This is a genomic window from Saccharicrinis sp. GN24d3, from assembly GCF_052400645.1.
Lineage (GTDB): Bacteria > Bacteroidota > Bacteroidia > Bacteroidales > Marinilabiliaceae > Saccharicrinis.
The window spans coordinates 211,796-230,330 of record NZ_JBQTGI010000011.1 but is presented as its reverse complement, the minus strand read 5'-3'; the positions used below and the strand labels follow the sequence as shown (position 1 = coordinate 230,330).

13 protein-coding genes are annotated in these 18,535 nt (G+C 38.9%); 5 read left to right on the top strand and 8 right to left on the bottom strand.

Annotation, left to right across the window (positions count from 1 at the left end; genetic code table 11):
• Positions 1-8: 8 nt before the first annotated feature.
• Positions 9-1,256 carry a PKD domain-containing protein gene (locus tag ACT29I_RS14795; protein WP_444793824.1) on the bottom strand — a complete coding sequence of 416 codons (1,248 nt, stop codon included), beginning with the start codon at positions 1,254-1,256 and terminating at the stop codon, positions 9-11.
• Between the two features lie 298 nt (positions 1,257-1,554).
• Here ACT29I_RS14795 and ACT29I_RS14790 point away from each other — a divergent pair, with 298 nt between their 5' ends.
• Positions 1,555-1,992: a hypothetical protein gene (locus ACT29I_RS14790; RefSeq protein WP_444793823.1), complete on the top strand. Its 438-nt coding sequence runs from the start codon at positions 1,555-1,557 to the stop codon at positions 1,990-1,992.
• Between the two features lie 143 nt (positions 1,993-2,135).
• Here ACT29I_RS14790 and ACT29I_RS14785 read toward each other — a convergent pair whose 3' ends face one another.
• Positions 2,136-3,269 (bottom strand): hypothetical protein, encoded by a 1,134-nt coding sequence (locus ACT29I_RS14785; protein WP_430935072.1) that lies wholly within the window; start codon positions 3,267-3,269, stop codon positions 2,136-2,138.
• A 359-nt stretch (positions 3,270-3,628) separates the two neighbouring features.
• Between ACT29I_RS14785 and ACT29I_RS14780 the strand changes: the two genes are divergently transcribed.
• Entirely contained in the window at positions 3,629-3,802 is a 174-nt protein-coding gene (locus ACT29I_RS14780; RefSeq protein WP_430935071.1) for a hypothetical protein, read from the top strand.
• A 150-nt stretch (positions 3,803-3,952) separates the two neighbouring features.
• Here ACT29I_RS14780 and tnpA read toward each other — a convergent pair whose 3' ends face one another.
• From tnpA to ACT29I_RS14755, 5 genes are all read right to left on the bottom strand, one after another.
• Positions 3,953-4,228, bottom strand: coding sequence for an IS66 family insertion sequence element accessory protein TnpA (tnpA, locus tag ACT29I_RS14775; protein ID WP_430935070.1), 276 nt, complete (start codon positions 4,226-4,228; stop codon positions 3,953-3,955).
• A gap of 507 nt (positions 4,229-4,735) precedes the next feature.
• Positions 4,736-6,706: a DNA topoisomerase (ATP-hydrolyzing) subunit B gene (gene gyrB, locus ACT29I_RS14770; RefSeq protein ID WP_430935069.1), complete on the bottom strand. Its 1,971-nt coding sequence runs from the start codon at positions 6,704-6,706 to the stop codon at positions 4,736-4,738.
• A gap of 337 nt (positions 6,707-7,043) precedes the next feature.
• The gene (locus tag ACT29I_RS14765; protein ID WP_430935068.1) at positions 7,044-8,732 is read right to left on the bottom strand and encodes a Na/Pi cotransporter family protein; all 1,689 of its coding nucleotides are present in this window, start codon (positions 8,730-8,732) and stop codon (positions 7,044-7,046) included.
• Between the two features lie 240 nt (positions 8,733-8,972).
• A complete protein-coding gene (locus ACT29I_RS14760) occupies positions 8,973-10,730 on the bottom strand; it encodes a TonB-dependent receptor (RefSeq protein WP_444793822.1) in 1,758 nt (585 codons plus the stop codon).
• Between the two features lie 236 nt (positions 10,731-10,966).
• On the bottom strand, positions 10,967-14,029 hold the full coding sequence (locus ACT29I_RS14755; protein ID WP_444793821.1) for a tetratricopeptide repeat protein: 3,063 nt from the start codon (positions 14,027-14,029) through the stop codon (positions 10,967-10,969).
• 510 nt (positions 14,030-14,539) lie between these two features.
• On the opposite strand from ACT29I_RS14755, the gene ACT29I_RS14750 reads away from it, so the two are divergent.
• Positions 14,540-15,274, top strand: coding sequence for a cell division ATP-binding protein FtsE (locus ACT29I_RS14750; protein ID WP_430935065.1), 735 nt, complete (start codon positions 14,540-14,542; stop codon positions 15,272-15,274).
• Positions 15,275-15,283: 9 nt separating this feature from the next.
• On the opposite strand, the gene ACT29I_RS14745 is transcribed toward ACT29I_RS14750, so the two are convergent.
• Positions 15,284-16,627, bottom strand: a complete 1,344-nt coding sequence (locus ACT29I_RS14745) for an amidohydrolase family protein (RefSeq protein WP_430935064.1) — start codon at positions 16,625-16,627, stop codon at positions 15,284-15,286.
• 198 nt (positions 16,628-16,825) lie between these two features.
• Between ACT29I_RS14745 and ACT29I_RS14740 the strand changes: the two genes are divergently transcribed.
• Positions 16,826-17,725, top strand: coding sequence for an EamA family transporter (locus ACT29I_RS14740; protein WP_430935063.1), 900 nt, complete (start codon positions 16,826-16,828; stop codon positions 17,723-17,725).
• Positions 17,726-17,870: 145 nt separating this feature from the next.
• Positions 17,871-18,419 (top strand): WcaF family extracellular polysaccharide biosynthesis acetyltransferase, encoded by a 549-nt coding sequence (locus ACT29I_RS14735; protein ID WP_430935062.1) that lies wholly within the window; start codon positions 17,871-17,873, stop codon positions 18,417-18,419.
• Positions 18,420-18,535 lie beyond the last annotated feature (116 nt).

Genomic DNA, 18,535 nt, shown 5'->3' with positions numbered 1-18,535 from the left:
AATCTTCTTTATTTTATAGTGTAGGTAATGCATAGTTGACCTCCATCGGAGGTAGGAACCAGGTTAAAACTAACCTTTTTGTCGGCCTTTGCTTGCTTTTTGGCCTGAATATAAACCTGAACGGCACAAAGCGCGGAAGCACCAAACGCTATAGGGGTTATGGCTTCATTGGCGTCAATCTTACTTCTGATATCGGCCGCATGGGTCGTTGCCGTTTTATAATCATCACGCAGTTTATTGGAATTTAGCATGGTATAAACACCTGTTCCAAAAGATGCAATACCGGCCGTTAACCAAATGTTCTTGTTGGTCTTATGTTTTAAGTATGCCGACTTTGATACCGTTGGCTTAACCTCCTTAGGCGTTTTTACTTTTCTTATGGGTTGTATCAGGATGACTTCCTTGCTCATCTTATCCGAGAAACCGCTTACAGAATTAGACACCGTTAATTCAACCAAATATTTCCCATCGTTAACATATTTATGTTCCGGATTTTCGAGGACAGAAACGTTATTGTATTTACCTGAACCCGGGTCCCCAAAATTCCAGGAATAAGAATCTGCATTAACAGAATTATTCTCGAATTTTATCGTCACCGGTACTTCCCGGTTATAGCCAACTACCATAAAATCTGCTTTTGTTGGACTATGCTCCTTGATGATAATGGTTTCATAAAAAGTATGCCGCAGATCTAATTTTGTATTGATAGCAGTTAAAGCGATGGTATGACTTCCCCCTTTTTTAAAAGTATGCACCGGGTCCTCCTCAAACGACTTGTTTTCGATTCCCGAGGATGGATCGCCAAAATCCCATTCATACCTATCAGCATTTTCTGAATGGTTAACAAAAACTATTTCACAGGGCGCATAGCTGTCATTACCCACACTCCCTTTCTTAAACATAGCTTTGGGCTCCTGCTCCCTGAAAGCAAAAACGGTTACCTTCACCTTGTTGATATCCCCCTTAAAATCATCGGAATAGTTCCAATAAATGATTTTGTTGCCTGGGGTCATCGCATGTCCATAATCGCCATAAATATTATTGGGATTGGTCTCAAGTTTCTTACCCTCATAGATAAAATCAAGATTAACTTTAAAGAACTTAGCGTCATCGTTTACCACGATATCATAATGGATAAACAATTTCTGTTCGCCTGAAACGGTAGTCTTTACATTGGAGGCATAATTATTCTGCCCATACGCATGCAAAAACGATAAAATCAGCAAGATTGCCGTTATTACTGTCCGGGATTTCATAAGTAGGGATTTATTTTGTTGTATAAGTAATTTACGAACAATTATGAAGTTAGTCAAGAAGCCACTATACCATATAAATGGGATATAGAGAGTTAAATCAAACCATAAGTAAACATCAACTTGGTCAATATGTAATTGAATAAAACATTAGGGCATAATAAAACCCTATTTAAAACGTAATTTCATTCCGTATTGACTTTTTTCAAAACCTAAACTAACTTTACTTTTTTGTCCCCATGGCTATACTAACACCTTTACACTATCCCACTCTCTATTTTTAATTATCAAAATTTGCGCAATGAGTTTAGAACAGGAAATAAAAAAAGACTTTGAGGAGCAAATGGCTTTTTTAAAGAAACAAAAAATGTCAACCAGAATTCGTTTCCATCATAAACGTGCAGGAGTTATTGGTTCATTATTATTTCTGGCTGATGTAGCAGAAAAAAATGAGAAGCTAGCATTATATGAAAGTTTGATTAAACATGCAAAATTTGCGAGAAATGCTATGGAAGAGCAGTATAAAGCAAGCTGGCTACATAATATGCGAGATGTTACAAAAATGCAATCGGCATTTTTGTGTGATATTTCATTGGGCTATAATGCTGCCAGAGAACAATACTCAAATTTAAGAATTAATCTGCCAGAAAAATTGTCAACCGGGAATGTTTGCAGCACGAAACCAGCAGTAAAAGCAGCCATCAATAAATTGATTGCCAAGCTTGTTGGAGAAGATTGATAAACATTTTATAATGAAAGAGTTTTTGACGCAGAAAGGTTTTCAGTTCCAAAGGGAAAAAGAATATCCAATCATAAAGTTCTGCATCCTATGCACTGAAAAATTTATTAATCCTGCTATATTCTAAAACCCTGACGCATGGTTTACTGATATCCAAGCATATGTCCCACCCTATCTTTTATATTCGGAAAAGATCCCCGTAACTGATTGTATATTTTATCTACTAATAAAAACAAAAACTGCTGGCGATATGGATCACTAAAATCATTATATGATATTACTTTTCGTTCCTCTTTATAGCCATTTGCGAGGCACCAATCACTTCTTTTTTTATATACCCTACGTACAACCTTGTCTTTTCCTTTGGATTGAGGATGAGTATATACAAACACGGTTAACCCCTTTATGCCAACTTTGTTAGTTTGTGCATAAGCCAGAAAAAGCAAGCTGTTGTTTGTTTTATTATAAGCCATGCACTTAACGAATCCTATGTTGACATCATTCTGTTTGCTCAGTGAACAAGTAATTTTTATGAGTATAGTTGGCATCTGGTAATCAATACCTCTTTCCCTGATATTCTTATTTAGTTGATATCCCTGCGCTTCAACAGTAGACGTAGCTTCTTGAGAGGACTCCAGTACAGTTACTTTGCCTAAATTATTAATTTCAAATCTCTCAATATCTTTATTAAACTCAAGAAAATTCCCTTCAACAGCTATGCTTATGGGTGGTTTAAAATCTTTGTTTCTTACCAACACATCTACCCTCCTGTCTTTGCTGATTAGTTCTCTGGATATAGGAATACCTTTTCTCGGCTGTCTGGCATCTGTTTCGCCAACAGACGATTCAAAAAACAACACAGATTTCAAACAGCCTTGTTTATGTTTGGCGCTGCTCTTTAAATTCAAAATGTAAGTTGTTACCCGGCTTTGTAAGTATGACTTAACAGCAAGAGCCCTTTTGTATCCCAATTTTTTATTCTGCCCCTCACCGCCCCTGTAGTCAGCTCCCCCAATTGCATCAACTTCCAACTTGAATCCATTTGTTAAAAGGTATCCAATATCCTTTGCTAACTTATCCAATTCTAATGTATCGTTAGCGCATACATTGTGATCATTCGTGGTAAAATATATGCTGGCCACTGTTAATGTTTTATTTAATCGGGAAAGATCTTTCATACGTAAAGGCCGAAAATATTTACTAATACCTTCTTTCTTTTTTTGGCCTTTTAATCCCGACCAATAGTACATATTCGAATTTCGATACTCTATGCCCATGTCCAAGCTATTAAGTAGAATAAAAAATGGCTATTGAAGATTAGCTTACTATCAAATTTACAACAATAGCATATGTAATTCAATAATCATGACACATTCATGGGAATAAACTCCTGAAAAACATCTATTTTAAGTTGACAAGCGACTGACTGCAGACTAACTTTGAAACAACACTCTATTACTTAAAGGTAGGAGAAAATAAGATGGCTGTAAGAAGAATTTTTCCAATGAGCAATAACTACTTCCAGGGAGTAGAACAGGGAATATGTACTGTTGCTTCCTTGCAGTGGGCATAAAAGTGGCTGATATTAGGTAGAGACATAGGCAGCTTTAACGGATTGCAGTTAACTGGACACAAAATGAATGCGTTAATGGCCGTTTGGCGCAGGTATGATAACGCCCCAGCTGCCCAAACGCAGGGGATGGGGCTTAGAATAGTGGGCAACGACCGTGTTGTTAACCAGTTTATTGATGTGCAACATTTTGTAAACCTGAGTGTATCCAAGAACAACACCTTGACCATTGAACCCTAATCCTTATTAACACCCAGGTAAAATAACGCTGCAATAAAGATGTGCCTGCTGCTTAATGAAAAATATCAAATATCCAGAAACAATTCTCAAAATGATTTACAAAATGGCAAAGCGCTATTACACGCCAGGTCTGGAGTTCTGCCCTTGGTACTATTGGAAAAAGAAAAACTCCAGACTGTTCCCTTCGTACATTCGCTCTTTGTTCCCTAAAGCAACTTCAAGGTGTTTGTTTGCGTCACCTATTGGTTGATTGTTAACGAGCTGAGGAACATATTCAAGCATGGATTCTTTAAGCCCTAATTTCTTTTTCCAACCGTAAAATGTCGATACCGTAAAGTTCTGATTGGTGCAAAAAACGCATACTCTTACTCCGGAATTTAAATATTCCTGATATAACTTCCGGAAATTTGATTCAATTATACGCATCGCTCTTGATGCAAATGTAAATGACAGAAACACTATCAAAAGAACGTATTAGACCGTATGGATGCCTTAAAAAAAGTTCATTTGTCATTAGGAGATATGGGGAAGAAAAGCTGGACTCCGGACGATTAGCCCTTGTCCATCAATCTTACATTGTCCATGTTTTAAACATTGACAAAATATCGGCAATCCTGGTATATATAACCCGGATTATGCATTAGAACTTCGTCGTGAACATTGAAAGTGCAATAAAACCAGACTTTACCGAAACGAGACATAGCATCGTTATGGTGAGTTGAAGTGAAGCAGCGGAGTGTCTTGTTTTAAAACAATTTCAATGTGTAATAGATTTTCTAATGCATATTGCGGGTTTAATAGGCGCAATAAAAGTATCTATAGAAAGATCTTACAACGAAGGATATAACAAGGTTTTTGTGGAAAGAGAGCAATAAAAAAACGTCCTGATTGAATCAAGACGTTTTTATATAAAAACTTTATTTAACCTGCCAATTATGCATCAATATTGGCGTAGGTAGCATTTTCTTCAATAAACTCTCTACGAGGTGGCACATCATCTCCCATTAACATTGAAAAAACCCTGTCCGCTTCTGCCGCACTTTCGATGCTAACCTGGCGTAATGTTCTTTGTTCGGGATTCATAGTCGTTTCCCAAAGCTGTTCGGCGTTCATCTCACCCAAACCTTTGTAACGCTGTATATGCACCGAATCTTCTTTTCCGCCACTAAACTTAGTGATAAATTCCTGTCGCTGTTGCTCGCTCCAACAGTATTCCTCATTTTTGCCTTTTTTACAAAGATATAAAGGAGGTGTAGCAATATACAAATATCCATTTTTAATTAAATCCTTCATAAAACGGAAGAAGAAGGTCATAATTAAAGTTGTAATATGGCTACCATCCACATCGGCATCGGTCATGATCACCACTTTGTGATATCTGAGTTTTTCAAGATTTAATGCTTTACTATCCTCCTCGGTTCCAATGGTAACCCCCAGAGCGGTAAATATATTCTTGATTTCGTCATTTTCGAACACCTTATGCTGAAGTGCTTTTTCCACGTTAAGAATTTTACCTCTTAACGGCAAGATGGCCTGAAATCGTCGGTTACGTCCTTGCTTGGCCGTTCCACCTGCCGAATCTCCCTCTACCAGAAATACTTCACAATTTGCAGGGTCCTTATCTGAACAATCCGACAATTTACCTGGCAAACCTCCTCCGGACATGACCGTTTTACGCTGCACCATTTCGCGAGCCTTACGGGCAGCATGACGGGCAGTAGCCGCCAGAATCACCTTATTGACAATCACCTTGGCATCTTTGGGATTCTCTTCCAAATAATGGGTTAAAGCAGTACTTACCGCCTGGTCAACCGCCAGACTCACCTCTGAGTTACCCAACTTGGTTTTGGTTTGCCCTTCGAACTGAGGTTCTTGCACTTTAACCGAAATTACAGCAGTTAATCCCTCGCGGAAGTCATCCCCGGCAATATCAAACTTAAGCTTGGATAACATTCCTGATTTATCTGCCCAAGTTTTTAAAGTACGGGTTAACCCCCTGCGGAAACCGGTAAGGTGGGTACCCCCTTCAATGGTGTTAATATTATTCACATAAGAATAAACGTTCTCACCAAAGGAAGTGTTGTACTGAATAGCCAACTCAACCGGAACGTCATTTTTCTCGGTTGTGATATGAATTACATTCTCAGTCAGTTTTTCCCGGGTTTCATCAATAAACTCAACAAACTCCTCCAAACCTCGCTCCGAATAGAACTCTTCGGACTTCTGATTTCCTTCTTCATCCAGCTCACGTTCATCAATCAGGTAAATTTTTATTCCCTTGTTCAAGTACGCTAGTTCCCTTAAACGATTGGCAAGGATGGAATATTTATATTCGGTGGTATTAAAGATGGAACCATCCGGGGTAAAAATAATCTTAGTTCCTGTCACATCGGTTGTTCCCAACTCCTTAATTTCTCCTTGCGGGATACCAATACAATATTCCTGCTGATATATTTTACCATCTCGGTGAACCTCAGCTTTAAGATTGCTTGAAAGTGCGTTCACACAGGATACCCCCACACCATGTAAACCTCCGGATACTTTATAAGAATCCTTATCGAATTTACCTCCGGCGTGTAATACCGTCATTACAACCTCCAATGCCGATTTGCCTTCTTTTTCGTGGTAGTCCACCGGGATTCCACGACCGTTATCCTTAACCGAAATTGAGTTATCTTCTTGAATTATTACTTCGATGGTATCACAGTGACCGGCCAAAGCCTCATCAATGGAGTTATCCACAACCTCGTAAACCAAGTGGTGCAAACCCTTTACACCAACATCTCCAATATACATGGCAGGTCGTTTACGAACCGCCTCTAATCCTTCCAGTACGGTAATACTATTGGCTGAGTAACCGTTTTCCTGATTCTGGTTGTTTTCGTCAATAATTTCTTCGCTCATCAATTATAGATTTCTCGTATGAAAACTTTTTCTTTATTATGCTTTTACAAAGGATATTATGCCATTTGCAAAGCCCTACAAAGATAACAAAAATAGTGGCTCAAAAAAGCAGTTAAGGCATGTTTTTATTAACATTGTATCTAACTATATATCTGTGCATTATAAAAATTTTAACAGCTATATTTTCTGACCTTGAAAATATCTAATAAATCCAAGTTAAATTCCTTTCAAAAAGTAGGTGGGGAAGATACATTAAAATGGTAATTTAGAAACCTTACAATAGTGCATTGAATATTTTCGATCCTTAATTGAAAACTCCTTCTTACACGCGATAAAACTACTCAGTAACCTCGGCTATTGAGCTACTTACATCGTAAATATAGTCCCCCATTTTTTCAGATTCCGAGAAAATATCTTTGTAAAGGGTACCAATACTATATGAATACTTTTCAGTTTCGATATTTCGTACGTGATCTTTCCTTAACCTATTGCGGCACTCATTAATTTCGTTCTCAATTTTTTTGGCATCCGCTTTTTTAACACCACCATTTGTCATATTCAGATTTTCGATCATTTTATCCATTGCTTTCTCAATGAGAGAGAACATCGATTCTAATTCCGATTTCATTTCGGCAGTAAATGGCGTATTGTTTTCACGTGCTCGGGCAATGGCACATGCAATATGCACACAGGAATCCCCAACACTTTCAATTTCATCGATTACACGAAACATGGAGCTTACCCTTTTGGCCGATCTCTTACTTAATTCACCTTCCGCGACTTTGGTTAAATATTTTGCGATAGAAACTTCCATTTCATCACTTTTCACCTCACCATTCTTAACTTTGTCAAGCTGCTTTAAAAACTTGCGATCTTTGGTTTCGTTCAGCATATTTCCCAGTCTTTTGAAAAGCTTCTTGGTTTGTTGGGCATATAGAACAATTTCCTTTTTTGCCTGCAACACGGATAATTCACTGGTACTTAGCATACCAAATTTAATGTACTTCAGCCTAAACTCATCGTCTTCTTCTTGATCCGGAACAATCCTTTTAACCAGGTTAACCAAATACTTTACAAACCAAATCTGAATCAGTACATTAAAAACATTAAAAAAGGTGTGAAATAACGACAGGGCTACAGGCACTGCACCTGCACTTGTAAATGCGGATTTACCCGAAAAAGTTTGTGCAATTGAATCGACCCCCTTTAAGAAAAATGGAAATATCATTAACACCCAAACAACACCTACCACATTAAACACAAGGTGAAGTCGTGCCGCCTTTTTAGCTGTTGAGTTGGCAACCATGGCTGCAAGATTGGCGGTAATAGTGGTCCCAATGTTTTCGCCCAAAACCATGGCAGCTGCACTATCAAAACTGATCCAACCATTATTACACATCACAAGAGTTAATGCCATAGTGGCACTCGATGACTGTATTATAACTGTTAACAAAGTACCTATAGCCAGAAATATCAAATGCGAACCAAACCCCATCTCGGTAAAATTCTTTAAGAACTCAAGCACCTCGGGATGATCACCAATATTAGGGACACTCGACTTTAAACTCTCCAGGCCGACAAACAACAGTGCAAAACCAAGTAATACCTGCCCCCAGGATTGATTGCGGGTTTTTTTAGAAAAAACCAAAGGAAAGCCTATTCCAATAATGGGATAGGCCAAAATGCTCATTTTTACTTTAAAACCCAGGATTGAAATAATCCACGCCGTGACGGTAGTTCCAATATTAGCACCCATGATCACCCCTGCTGATTCGGACAGGGTAAGCAATCCAGCATTGACAAAGCTCACAATCATTACCGTAGTAGCACTTGACGATTGAATGATAGCCGTAATTGACAACCCAGTAAGAACACCCGTGACTCTGTTCGATGTCATGGCAGCTAAAAAGCCTCTGAGTTTACTGCCTGCTACTTTTTGAAGTGCTTCACTCATCAGTTTCATCCCATATAGAAATAAACCGAGTGATCCGATTAAGGTAAGAAAGTCGAGAATTGTGTAGTTCATTTTCGCAATTTTGTCGATGCGAAATTAACCATTATTACAAAAAAACAAAATCTCAAAACCTATCTATTAATCCCAAAACTGGTTTTGACCCTTAACTGCTTCTACAAGCAGTAATTATTCGTACACATATAGGAATAAGTTTTGTCTGGTTTTAATATAAATCAACAATCCTTTGACAAAACAGTATTCTCAGGTCAAGTGTTACACAGTATTTAATATTAAGTTGTAACTACTACTTCACTAAAAAGAATACCCTACACCGGCCCTCATATTTAAACCTTGCAACGGATAACCATTATATTGGTAATACTTGGCAATAAGCAGGTTGTTTACATTGGCAAACAGTGTCCATTTTGAGCTCATATAGTAGTTTACTCCGAGATTTAGATCGACAACACCTTTTAGCTCCTTTTCGGAGCCGTTTGTTACATCCAAAGCATATTTTCTACCGATAGAATACAGGCCAAGGTTAACCCATAAATCCTCCATTAACTCATAGTTGGCAGATACTCCCAGCTCCATTTCCGGCTTATGCCAGGCCTGCTTAAGGTTATCCATGTTCCAACCGTTGTATTTTCCTTTTAAAAGGAGGTTGAAGCCGGATGATGGTTCGTATTTCAACTCACCCGAAACACTCAACAGGTTACCATCATCGTATACAACGTCGAATATATTAGACTGATACATTTGCCCTGAAGCAGATGACAAAGGGCTGGTGTCGGAATAAGAGCGGTTCACAAAAAAATGTTCATTATCGAAAGTAGAATAGTCCAAACGGGCGGTAAAGCTTGTCTGTGAGCTAAAGTTCCCGCGTAATCCCCCAAACAAGTGGATACCATGAAAACTATTCTTAACATTTTGGTCGGCTGAAACAAATCTGTTTTCGCGCTGTACTCTTTCATAATTATTCACGTAGTAATCGCCTTTGATCCCGGCAAATGCAGTTACAATGCCTTCGGCAATTTCCAAATCGGCCTCTAAGTGCGGTGCCACATTAAAGTCATCGTCCTGCCCGCCTAACTGGGCAAAAATATCCAAACCCACTTTTACGTTAGCCCCTTCAAACTGGAAACCAAGCGCCGGTGATAAGTTTACCACCGTCATATTTCTGTCTAAGAATTGATAAAGCGGAGAAATAGAATCGGGTACTGAAGTTCCGTAATAATCGAAACCACCGATTACATCTATAAACATATCATTTATAAAACCACGAACCTTACCGTTTAAGCCAAAATGGTTTTCCTTAACACCAGTCACATTACTAAATGTCCCGAATGTAAAGTTGGCATCAAAAGGTGTAGCAGAATCGTCCAAAACTTTATTGTTTAAACCCACTGTTAAATCAAACGAACTCAATCGCTGCCTTTCATCCACCATTAAGTCTTCGCCTAAAACAGGTGTCATCGAATACGGGTACCCATAATAGTCAATCGTTTCATCCAAATTTTGATAACCGTAATAATGATAGATATTATGCAAGAAATCAGCATCGATGGAAAGCGTATAATCTTTCCAAAACCTGCGGAAATAAACCGATGCCCAAGTATCGTGAAAAGGTGCATCCACTTTTGAATCATCCTCGAGCTTTACATCGCCTCCCGAGCTTATATGTCCTAAATTTAAGCCAACGGCAAATTCCTCTGAACGAAGCAGGTTGTAATTTAGCTCTCCGAACAACGTCACGTAATTTCCCAAACCGCCTTTTACATACGATTTATCCAAAACCGTTTTACGTTCCGGCGTTAATCGCGCCGCTGAAATAGGCTCCACAGCTAAACCTGCGGACATTGCCTTTGAGAGGATGTTATAGGAGAAATTAGGATCAAAACTCGCTTCATCCACCTCATTTACAGGCAGCTCATTAATTTTATACGCGTCGGATATTATGGGATTGTATTCTCTTACTACCTTCACGTCCTTGTTCAATTCCTGCCCGTTTACGGACAGGGTGCCAAGAACCGAAATAGCTAGTAAGGATATTTTATTGATATGCTTCATTTTAACCATATTAATCAAATTCAAGATGCAGTACCTTTCCTCTAATATTCTACCCTTTTTTCAAGAATATTAGGATTAAGCTACGTAAACAAAAAAATTTTAATTTATTGTAATTTGCCCATTAAAAAGACAAAGTTGTAAAAGATATTTAAGTCAAAAAAAGTATTGAAAAATTTTGCCCACTAACCGAGATAAGTTAAAACCCTTTGGATTTCGGCTTATTCTAGTTCGGTTTATTACTGGATATTTAAAGAATCTGCCGACTCTTCCGCCGTTGATACGGCCATTTTCTTTTCGAGGCTGGCCAACCGTTTCGCTACCATACCCTGAACATCATCTTCACCTTTATAATTTTCGGTAATACTTTGCAGGTACTGTTTGGCCTGGAAATATTCCCCGCTGGACTCATAAACATCCGCCAACACAATAAAGCTCCTTGCCAACCAATATTGATGCGAGGTGCCTTTGTTAGCAAAGTCAAAAACCTCATCCTCGGCTTTTTTCTTATCTCCGGTATCGTAATAATGTTGCGTGATTAAATATTTGGATTCAGCACCTTCGGCGCTTTGCGGGTTTTTGGCCAATATCATATATTCTGCCATGGCGTTTTCAGTATCCCCTTTCATCATATGTGCGCCTGCTTTAATAAATCGGGCTTCACGGACAATTTCACCGGCAACTTTAGGGTCATCCAATACCGTTTGGGCCGCTTCTATCGAATTATCAGCATCCGTCAGTTTTGCATAACATCGCAACATTCCTATCCTGGCCTCCATCTGGTTGGCTTGAATTTCAGCCACTTGCTCCAGCTCCCGGAAGTTCTTGAGTGCCTCCCGATAACTGTTCATGGCATAATTGATTTCTCCCGACCGAATCAATGCATCTTCGGTAAAAATATTTTTCCCGCGTGAGGTAACATAGCGGTATGCTTTTAAGGCATCGGTTTTATCACCTTGCTTATACAAACAATCGGCCATATAGTAATTTGCATTAAGCACAAACAGTCCTTGCGGATACCTCTTTAAGTATTGTTTAAAATTTTTAATCGCTATATCGCACTTGGCCTCCATATAATAACGTTCTGCCGAAACATAACTGAGCGAATCTTGCTCATGTTCATCCACCCGTGCAAAACTTCCCAGTGTTTTGGTATACCTGACATAACCATCCAAATCGTTTCGGTCCATATAAATGTTACGTATTCCCAGCAAGGATTCCGTAGATTCCTGTGTGCCGGGAAACTCGTTTACCACACGTTTGTAGAAAGCCATGGAATTGTCGTAATCGTTGGCATTATAATAAACCAAGCCCAATTGTAGCATGGCCTTTTTGGCATAACTGCTGATAGGATATTTCTCTTTTATCGTTTTATAACTTTTTATGGCATTGTCCAAATCGTTCAGGGCAACATATGATTTTCCCATTTCGTAAAGGGCATCATCTACATAATTGGAGTTTTGATATTTGTGAATCAAGTCGTTCAGCTCGGAAATCTTTTGTTTATGCTGTTTAAGTATCCCCAATGAAATACCCTTCTGGAACAAGGAATAATCCGGCGTACCTTCAATAAAAGCTTCCCCTTGTTCATAATAGTTAATGGCTTGTTGGAAATCGCGCTGCACAAAATAACAATCACCAATACGGTTATAGGTGTCTCCAACCGTAGCGGCTTCTTTGTCCATTTCCAATTTTACATATTTTCGCCACCACGATTTGGCATTTTCGTAGTTCTTGGACTTAAACTCGGCGTAACCAATGTTGTAATGTGCCAACGCGAAGTATTGCGTCTTGTAACTTCCCTGCATCAAAATAAAATCGTTATAATCCTTCACCGCCGCCGTAAAGTTGTTTAATCTGTATTTGGCTTCGCCCCTCCAATAGTATGCCTTTACCTTTAAGTCGTTGTCATACTTATCGTATTGCAAGCTATAATCAAATACTTTGATGGCCTCTGAAAACCTTAGGTTGGTAAATAAATCAATGGCATGATGATAAGCTACCCGTTGAATCGCTTTATAAACCCCGGCATTCTTAATATTTATTTGCTCAAGTGCTCCAAGTGCCTGTTCATAATTTTTGGTGGTCAGAAAAACCTTCCCCAGGTAATCGTAGGCCAAATCAATCTTATCGCTCTCCGGAAACATTTCGATAAAACCCAACAGCGAAGTTATAATCTCGTTAAACGGGGAGTATGACAACTCATAGTTTAGCTTGATGGTATTAAACAAAGCATCTTCCTGGATATCTTTGTCAAAATCAAGCTTAGATGCCGCTTCGAAAGCAACCCGAGCCCGTTTTTTGTCATTTAACCTAAGGTGGCAATCGGCCAAATGATAGTAGGCGTTCTGCGCCATTTCATCGTTGGCAGAAGTGACCATACTTAAGAACTCGGCTGCCTTAGCGTAATCTTTCCGGTAATAATAGGCAAACCCCAAATGGTAATAATCTTCGCGGCGGGCATTTTCCGACAGTTCAATGGTTTTCTCGAAATACACTGTTGATTCTGCATAATCTTTTTTGGCAAAGTATGATTCGCCCACAATTCGAGCCATATCTGCCTGACGCTTTTTAGCGCCTTTCTCCATCATCGGTAAGGCATATTCGATAGATGCATCGTAATCGCCTTTTAAGTAATGAATTTGTGCTATGTAATATGGCACCACCTTTTTAAAGGCTTCCACATGTTCCAGTCGTCTAAACCCTTTAAGCGCCGTTTCGTAGTTTTCTTTTTGATATTGAATGTGCGAGTAATAATAATTGGCGGCATCATAATATTTACTGTCTACATCTTTCAGGTCGTAGAAATATTGGTTGGCCACATCGTACTCTTCCTCCATAAAATGGCAATATCCTTTCTTAAAAAAGTATGCATATCGAGTTTCATCGTCCAGTTTCCGTTCCTTAACATCCTCGAACTTGCGTAATGCTTGCCTGTATTTTTTGCGATTCATCTGAATATCACCCAGGTGGAAATACGCAAATGCTTTCCTATTACTTTCGGGATGCTCCATAACAAACTTTTCGAACAGGTATTGGGCATCGCCGTTTTCCAATTCCTTAGCACAAATAGCCCTGTAGTAATAGGCTTCGGAAATTAAATTAGAACCGGCCCGAACAGAGTTAGCGATAAATTTTTCGAACTGCTCACGGGCTGAACCAAACTTATTTAAGCGGTACAGTTCCAGCGCCTTGTCAAATTCCTTTTCCGGTTGCCGGAACCCGACGGATTGTTGAGAGAATACATGCATGCCTAACAAAAAAGCAATAACTGTAACGGTAAGGTATTTAGTATTTATCATTCAATAAACTTTTATTTCTGAATATTCGAAACCGGCATGGCCGCCTGCCAACCACAGGCAGAAAGCAAAAAATCAGGTCACTCAGAAGGATGATTTTAAATTACATTGCCATCAGAATTTTACAAATCCTCAAACCTATAAAACCTGCATTTTCTTCTTTCGGGGCATAAAGATAAAAATTTTAACCTATGCTGTTTCATCTTCTGCCTATTGAATCAAGTACTGTACCAAAAAATAAGAAAACACTCCTTCGCAGTGGTCCGTTTTAATATCTACGTGTTAAAACGTAACAAAAACACAATTTATTTTTTTAATTTCACCCAATAATTCTAATGCACCTTAATAATACCGATTCGTTAATGACATAAGCATTGCATTTACACCCCCGAAATAATCGGGGCATGCTATAAAAAACTGTGATTAATCTTCCGCAGTTTTGCGGAACAGGTCATCGGCATTGTACCAAGTGCTAATTGTATAATCAAAGTGTTATAACAGTACATTTAAGAAATGAGCAGCAAGCAATCCCTTCCTATAGAAAATAAACAAAACAACATTGTGGAGTTTAAAAATGCCATTATCCGCCACCAGGAAAACATTGTTTTAAAGGATGTTAACCTGAAAGTAAAAAAGGGTGAATTTGTTTACCTGATTGGGAAAGTGGGTAGCGGTAAGTCGAGCTTGTTAAAAGCCATGTATGGTGAGGTATCGGTTACCGAGGGATCTGTGTTTTCCGTTGGCTATAATCTCAAAAAAACCAAATCGAGCCAGATTCCTTTTTTAAGGAGAAGAATGGGAATCATTTTCCAGGACTTTCAATTACTGAGTGATCGTTCTGTTTATGAAAACCTGAATTTTGTGCTTAAAGCGACGGGTTGGAAAAACAAAAAGGAAATGGATGTGCGTATACGTGAGGTGCTGACTCAAGTTGACATGGTGCATAAAGGCTACAAAATGCCCCACCAACTATCTGGAGGAGAACAACAACGCATAGGCATTGCCCGAGCCCTGTTAAACGAACCGGATTTGATATTGGCCGATGAGCCCACAGGAAACCTGGATCCTGAAACCACAGACGACTTAATGAAGCTATTGTTGAAAATTTCAAAAATGGGGAAAACAGTAATTATGGCTACCCACAATTATGGCATGTTAAACAAATACAAAGGCAGGGTTTTAAAATGCGAGGACACACATCTAAAAGAAGAGGAAAATAAAGGATCGAAAAACAAGTCGTTAAAATAATCCTTATACCTATAATACTAATGGAGCGGTTCTGAACACAAACGTGCCGTCGGAGTGTTTTGGATAAAACGATTCTCCATTAAATACCATCCTACCCTTGGCGAATACAAAATCGGGTCTGCCGCGTAACTTATATTTTTTGACCGGAATTCCTTTCGCATTTGTCATTGAACAATATAAATTTCTATCAAAAGTGGGATTCCATATTACAAAATCGGCGTCAGCACCGGGTTGCAACACGCCTTTTTTTGGCCAAAGCCCCATAATTTTAGCTGGTCGGGTTGATACGATATCTACCATATCCAGAATATTTATTTTTTCTTCACCTACACCGACGGTGTAAAGCATACTCAAATAATTTCGCAAATAGAAAAACTTGTCGGGTCTATTAAAAACCAGTGCTTCATCAGGCTCCTCCTCAATAGCTAGATTAAACGAAGGCGGATTGATGAGGAATCTCTTGTCCTTTACTAAATGCCATACCTCCTCTTCATTGATCGGTCTTAATCCATTATCTGAGGCTAACTCCAACAGGGTCTCCTTTCCTTTCTCCCTAACACGATCTGATAGGCCAATGGAGAAAGGCATACTTAAGCTCACAAAGAAATCGCCGCCATGATCTATTCCTTCACGAATCATATCCAACTCCTCTTTGAACTTTACATTCAAGAACATGAGCGGGCACCCATACTTTAGCCCCATCTCTACCAATATGGATAAAGCCTCGAAATGGTTCCGTAAGGCAAGTGGTTTGTTCAATTTAATATCATCCGCTTCGCTTTTCTCCGTTTCGGGAATCACCAAATCGCTAATAATTAGAAGATGATTGTTAGCCGCTCTTTTGACAATGGATTCCAATATGTTAACGTTCACATTCTCCAACAGTGACACATTCAACAGGAACGTGGAGATACCTTCATGAATATAACTATACTCGAATGCGTTTGACATGCTCGTTTTTAAATCGGAGAAGGTTAAATGAAAACCATAATCTATCAAGTTTCTTTGTGCTTTTTCCTTTGCTCTGTAGATATTGTACAGGTAGTTTTTTTTGTTATAGTCCTCAACCGAATCAAGCATGGTGGTGGTACCATTGTAGATCTCTGCCTGATTTAGTTTTTTTAATTCCTCCGGCGACGCTTCTTCCGAACTCAAATCCAGGAAATGACGGTTCATATCAACCGCACCGGGCATCACATATTTTCCTGTCGCATCAATAACCGGAGTTTCGCTGGTAGGTCTTTCAAGGTTTAAACCTATTTGCAGTATCTTATTTCCACCCACTAAGATATCCTCGGCAATAATAGCCGACCCTTGCACCACAAAACCGTTTTTAACAACAAGATAATTCATCAAAGCCATTTAAATGATTGGATATAACTTTCACGCTTAATCTGGAAGAAACACCCAGAAGAGAAACTTTACATCTCCATTGTTCTCTTTTTCTAAATTTACGTTAAATATCTTCATTCTACAAAACAAAATGATAATATCTTAAGCCTAATTCGCACAAATCTCTATTTTTGTGCACTTAACACTAAACTATTGTATATGTGGTGGTTTTTGGCAATAGTATCTGCATTGTTTTTGGGTATTTACGATGTCGTTAAAAAAGTATCGGTAAACAACAATGCAGTGCTTCCTGTACTACTTTTTAGCTCATTGAGCGGGGCTATTTTTTTTGTCCCTATATGGATTGCTTCGCAAACACAAACCATTTCCATCAACAACCTGTTTTATATTCCACCTATCACTTTTAAAGAGCATGCCATGCTTTTTCTGAAGTCGGCCATCGTGGTTACTTCCTGGATATTTTCGTTTTTTGCATTGAAGCACTTACCGCTTACCATCGTTTCACCAATTAGGGCCACGGGACCGCTCTGGACACTGGTTGGCGCTATCATCATATTTTCCGAAAGGCTTACCACTTATCAATGGATCGGCATCCTAATTACATTGACCTTTTTCTACATGTTCTCGATTGCGGGAAAAACGGAGGGGATTTCTTTTAGAAAAAACAAATGGGTTTTCTTTTTGATCCTGGGAACCTTGTTTGGGGCGGTAAGTGGATTATACGACAAGTTTTTGTTGAGACATATTAACCGGATGGCCGTTCAATGTTATTTTACTTTTTATCAAGTGGTTCTCTTTGTACCATTGGTTATGGCAATATGGTGGCCAAACAGGAAGAGAACTTCCGCTTTTGTTTGGCGGTGGAGTATTCCTTTGATCGGTTTGTTCCTGATTGTCGCAGATTTCTTTTATTTTTATGCATTGCACATTCCCGAGAGTATGATATCCATTGTTTCTGCATTGCGAAGGGGAAGCGTTGTTGTGGCCTTTGCGTTTGGCGCTTACCTTTTTAAAGAAAAGAACATTAAAATAAAGGCCATATATCTTTTGGGAATTTTGATTGGCATTGGATTTTTGATTTTTGGAACAAGTCGCTAACGCATTGCCATAAATCACATTGGTTACTGGTCATGGGTTGTTCGTAACTAATACGTTAAACATAAAGCAATTGCATTAGGGTTAAAGCTTTGCCAGAAAACCTTAACCATTGACGGTTAACTATTGAACATTAAACTAATTTATAATGAAACAAACCAATTTATCGAAATATGACAATAGCTGGTATCAACCGGGTGGCATGATTAAAAAAATGCTTTGGTACTTCGTAAATGTCCTGTTTTTTATCAACCCATTGAACCCATCCTCTGTGCTAAAGAAAATGTTTTTAAAAATGTTTGGAGCAAAAATTGGCAGTGGGGTGGTCATTAAACCGGGTGTCAACATTAAATATCCCTGGAAACTGACCATTGGCAACAATACCTGGATTGGAGAAAATGTATGGATCGACAACCTTGACCAAGTTACCATTGGTAAGAATTGTTGCCTTTCGCAGGGTGCAATGTTGCTTTGCGGTAATCATAACTTTAAAAAGGAGACTTTTGATTTGATGATAGGCAGGATTGTGTTGGAAGATGGAACCTGGATTGGCGCCCGGGCAACGCTTACACCAAATACTATTTGCCAGTCGCACGCTGTAGTTACCGTTCAATCTGTTGCCTCGGGAAAGCTTGAGAAATATTCAATTTACAAAGGTAACCCGGCCATAAAAGTCAAAGACAGGATTATTGAATAATACCTAATCCGGGTTCAAATGCCCATTACGAACCTCTAATTGATGATCCGCGTAAACACAGCATTATAAGATTATATCCCTATAGCCATTGGGACGGCTATGGCCTGCTGACATGA

What these genes read in the sequence shown, in the direction of transcription:
- ACT29I_RS14795 (WP_444793824.1), bottom strand. Translation starts at nt 1,256, where the DNA reads ATGAAATCCCGGACAGTAATAACGGCAATCTTGCTGATTTTATCGTTT.
- ACT29I_RS14790 (WP_444793823.1), top strand. Translation starts at nt 1,555, where the DNA reads ATGAGTTTAGAACAGGAAATAAAAAAAGACTTTGAGGAGCAAATGGCT.
- ACT29I_RS14785 (WP_430935072.1), bottom strand. Translation starts at nt 3,269, where the DNA reads ATGGGCATAGAGTATCGAAATTCGAATATGTACTATTGGTCGGGATTA.
- ACT29I_RS14780 (WP_430935071.1), top strand. Translation starts at nt 3,629, where the DNA reads ATGAATGCGTTAATGGCCGTTTGGCGCAGGTATGATAACGCCCCAGCT.
- tnpA (WP_430935070.1), bottom strand. Translation starts at nt 4,228, where the DNA reads ATGCGTATAATTGAATCAAATTTCCGGAAGTTATATCAGGAATATTTA.
- gyrB (WP_430935069.1), bottom strand. Translation starts at nt 6,706, where the DNA reads ATGAGCGAAGAAATTATTGACGAAAACAACCAGAATCAGGAAAACGGT.
- ACT29I_RS14765 (WP_430935068.1), bottom strand. Translation starts at nt 8,732, where the DNA reads ATGAACTACACAATTCTCGACTTTCTTACCTTAATCGGATCACTCGGT.
- ACT29I_RS14760 (WP_444793822.1), bottom strand. Translation starts at nt 10,730, where the DNA reads ATGAAGCATATCAATAAAATATCCTTACTAGCTATTTCGGTTCTTGGC.
- ACT29I_RS14755 (WP_444793821.1), bottom strand. Translation starts at nt 14,029, where the DNA reads ATGATAAATACTAAATACCTTACCGTTACAGTTATTGCTTTTTTGTTA.
- ACT29I_RS14750 (WP_430935065.1), top strand. Translation starts at nt 14,540, where the DNA reads ATGAGCAGCAAGCAATCCCTTCCTATAGAAAATAAACAAAACAACATT.
- ACT29I_RS14745 (WP_430935064.1), bottom strand. Translation starts at nt 16,627, where the DNA reads ATGAATTATCTTGTTGTTAAAAACGGTTTTGTGGTGCAAGGGTCGGCT.
- ACT29I_RS14740 (WP_430935063.1), top strand. Translation starts at nt 16,826, where the DNA reads ATGTGGTGGTTTTTGGCAATAGTATCTGCATTGTTTTTGGGTATTTAC.
- ACT29I_RS14735 (WP_430935062.1), top strand. Translation starts at nt 17,871, where the DNA reads ATGAAACAAACCAATTTATCGAAATATGACAATAGCTGGTATCAACCG.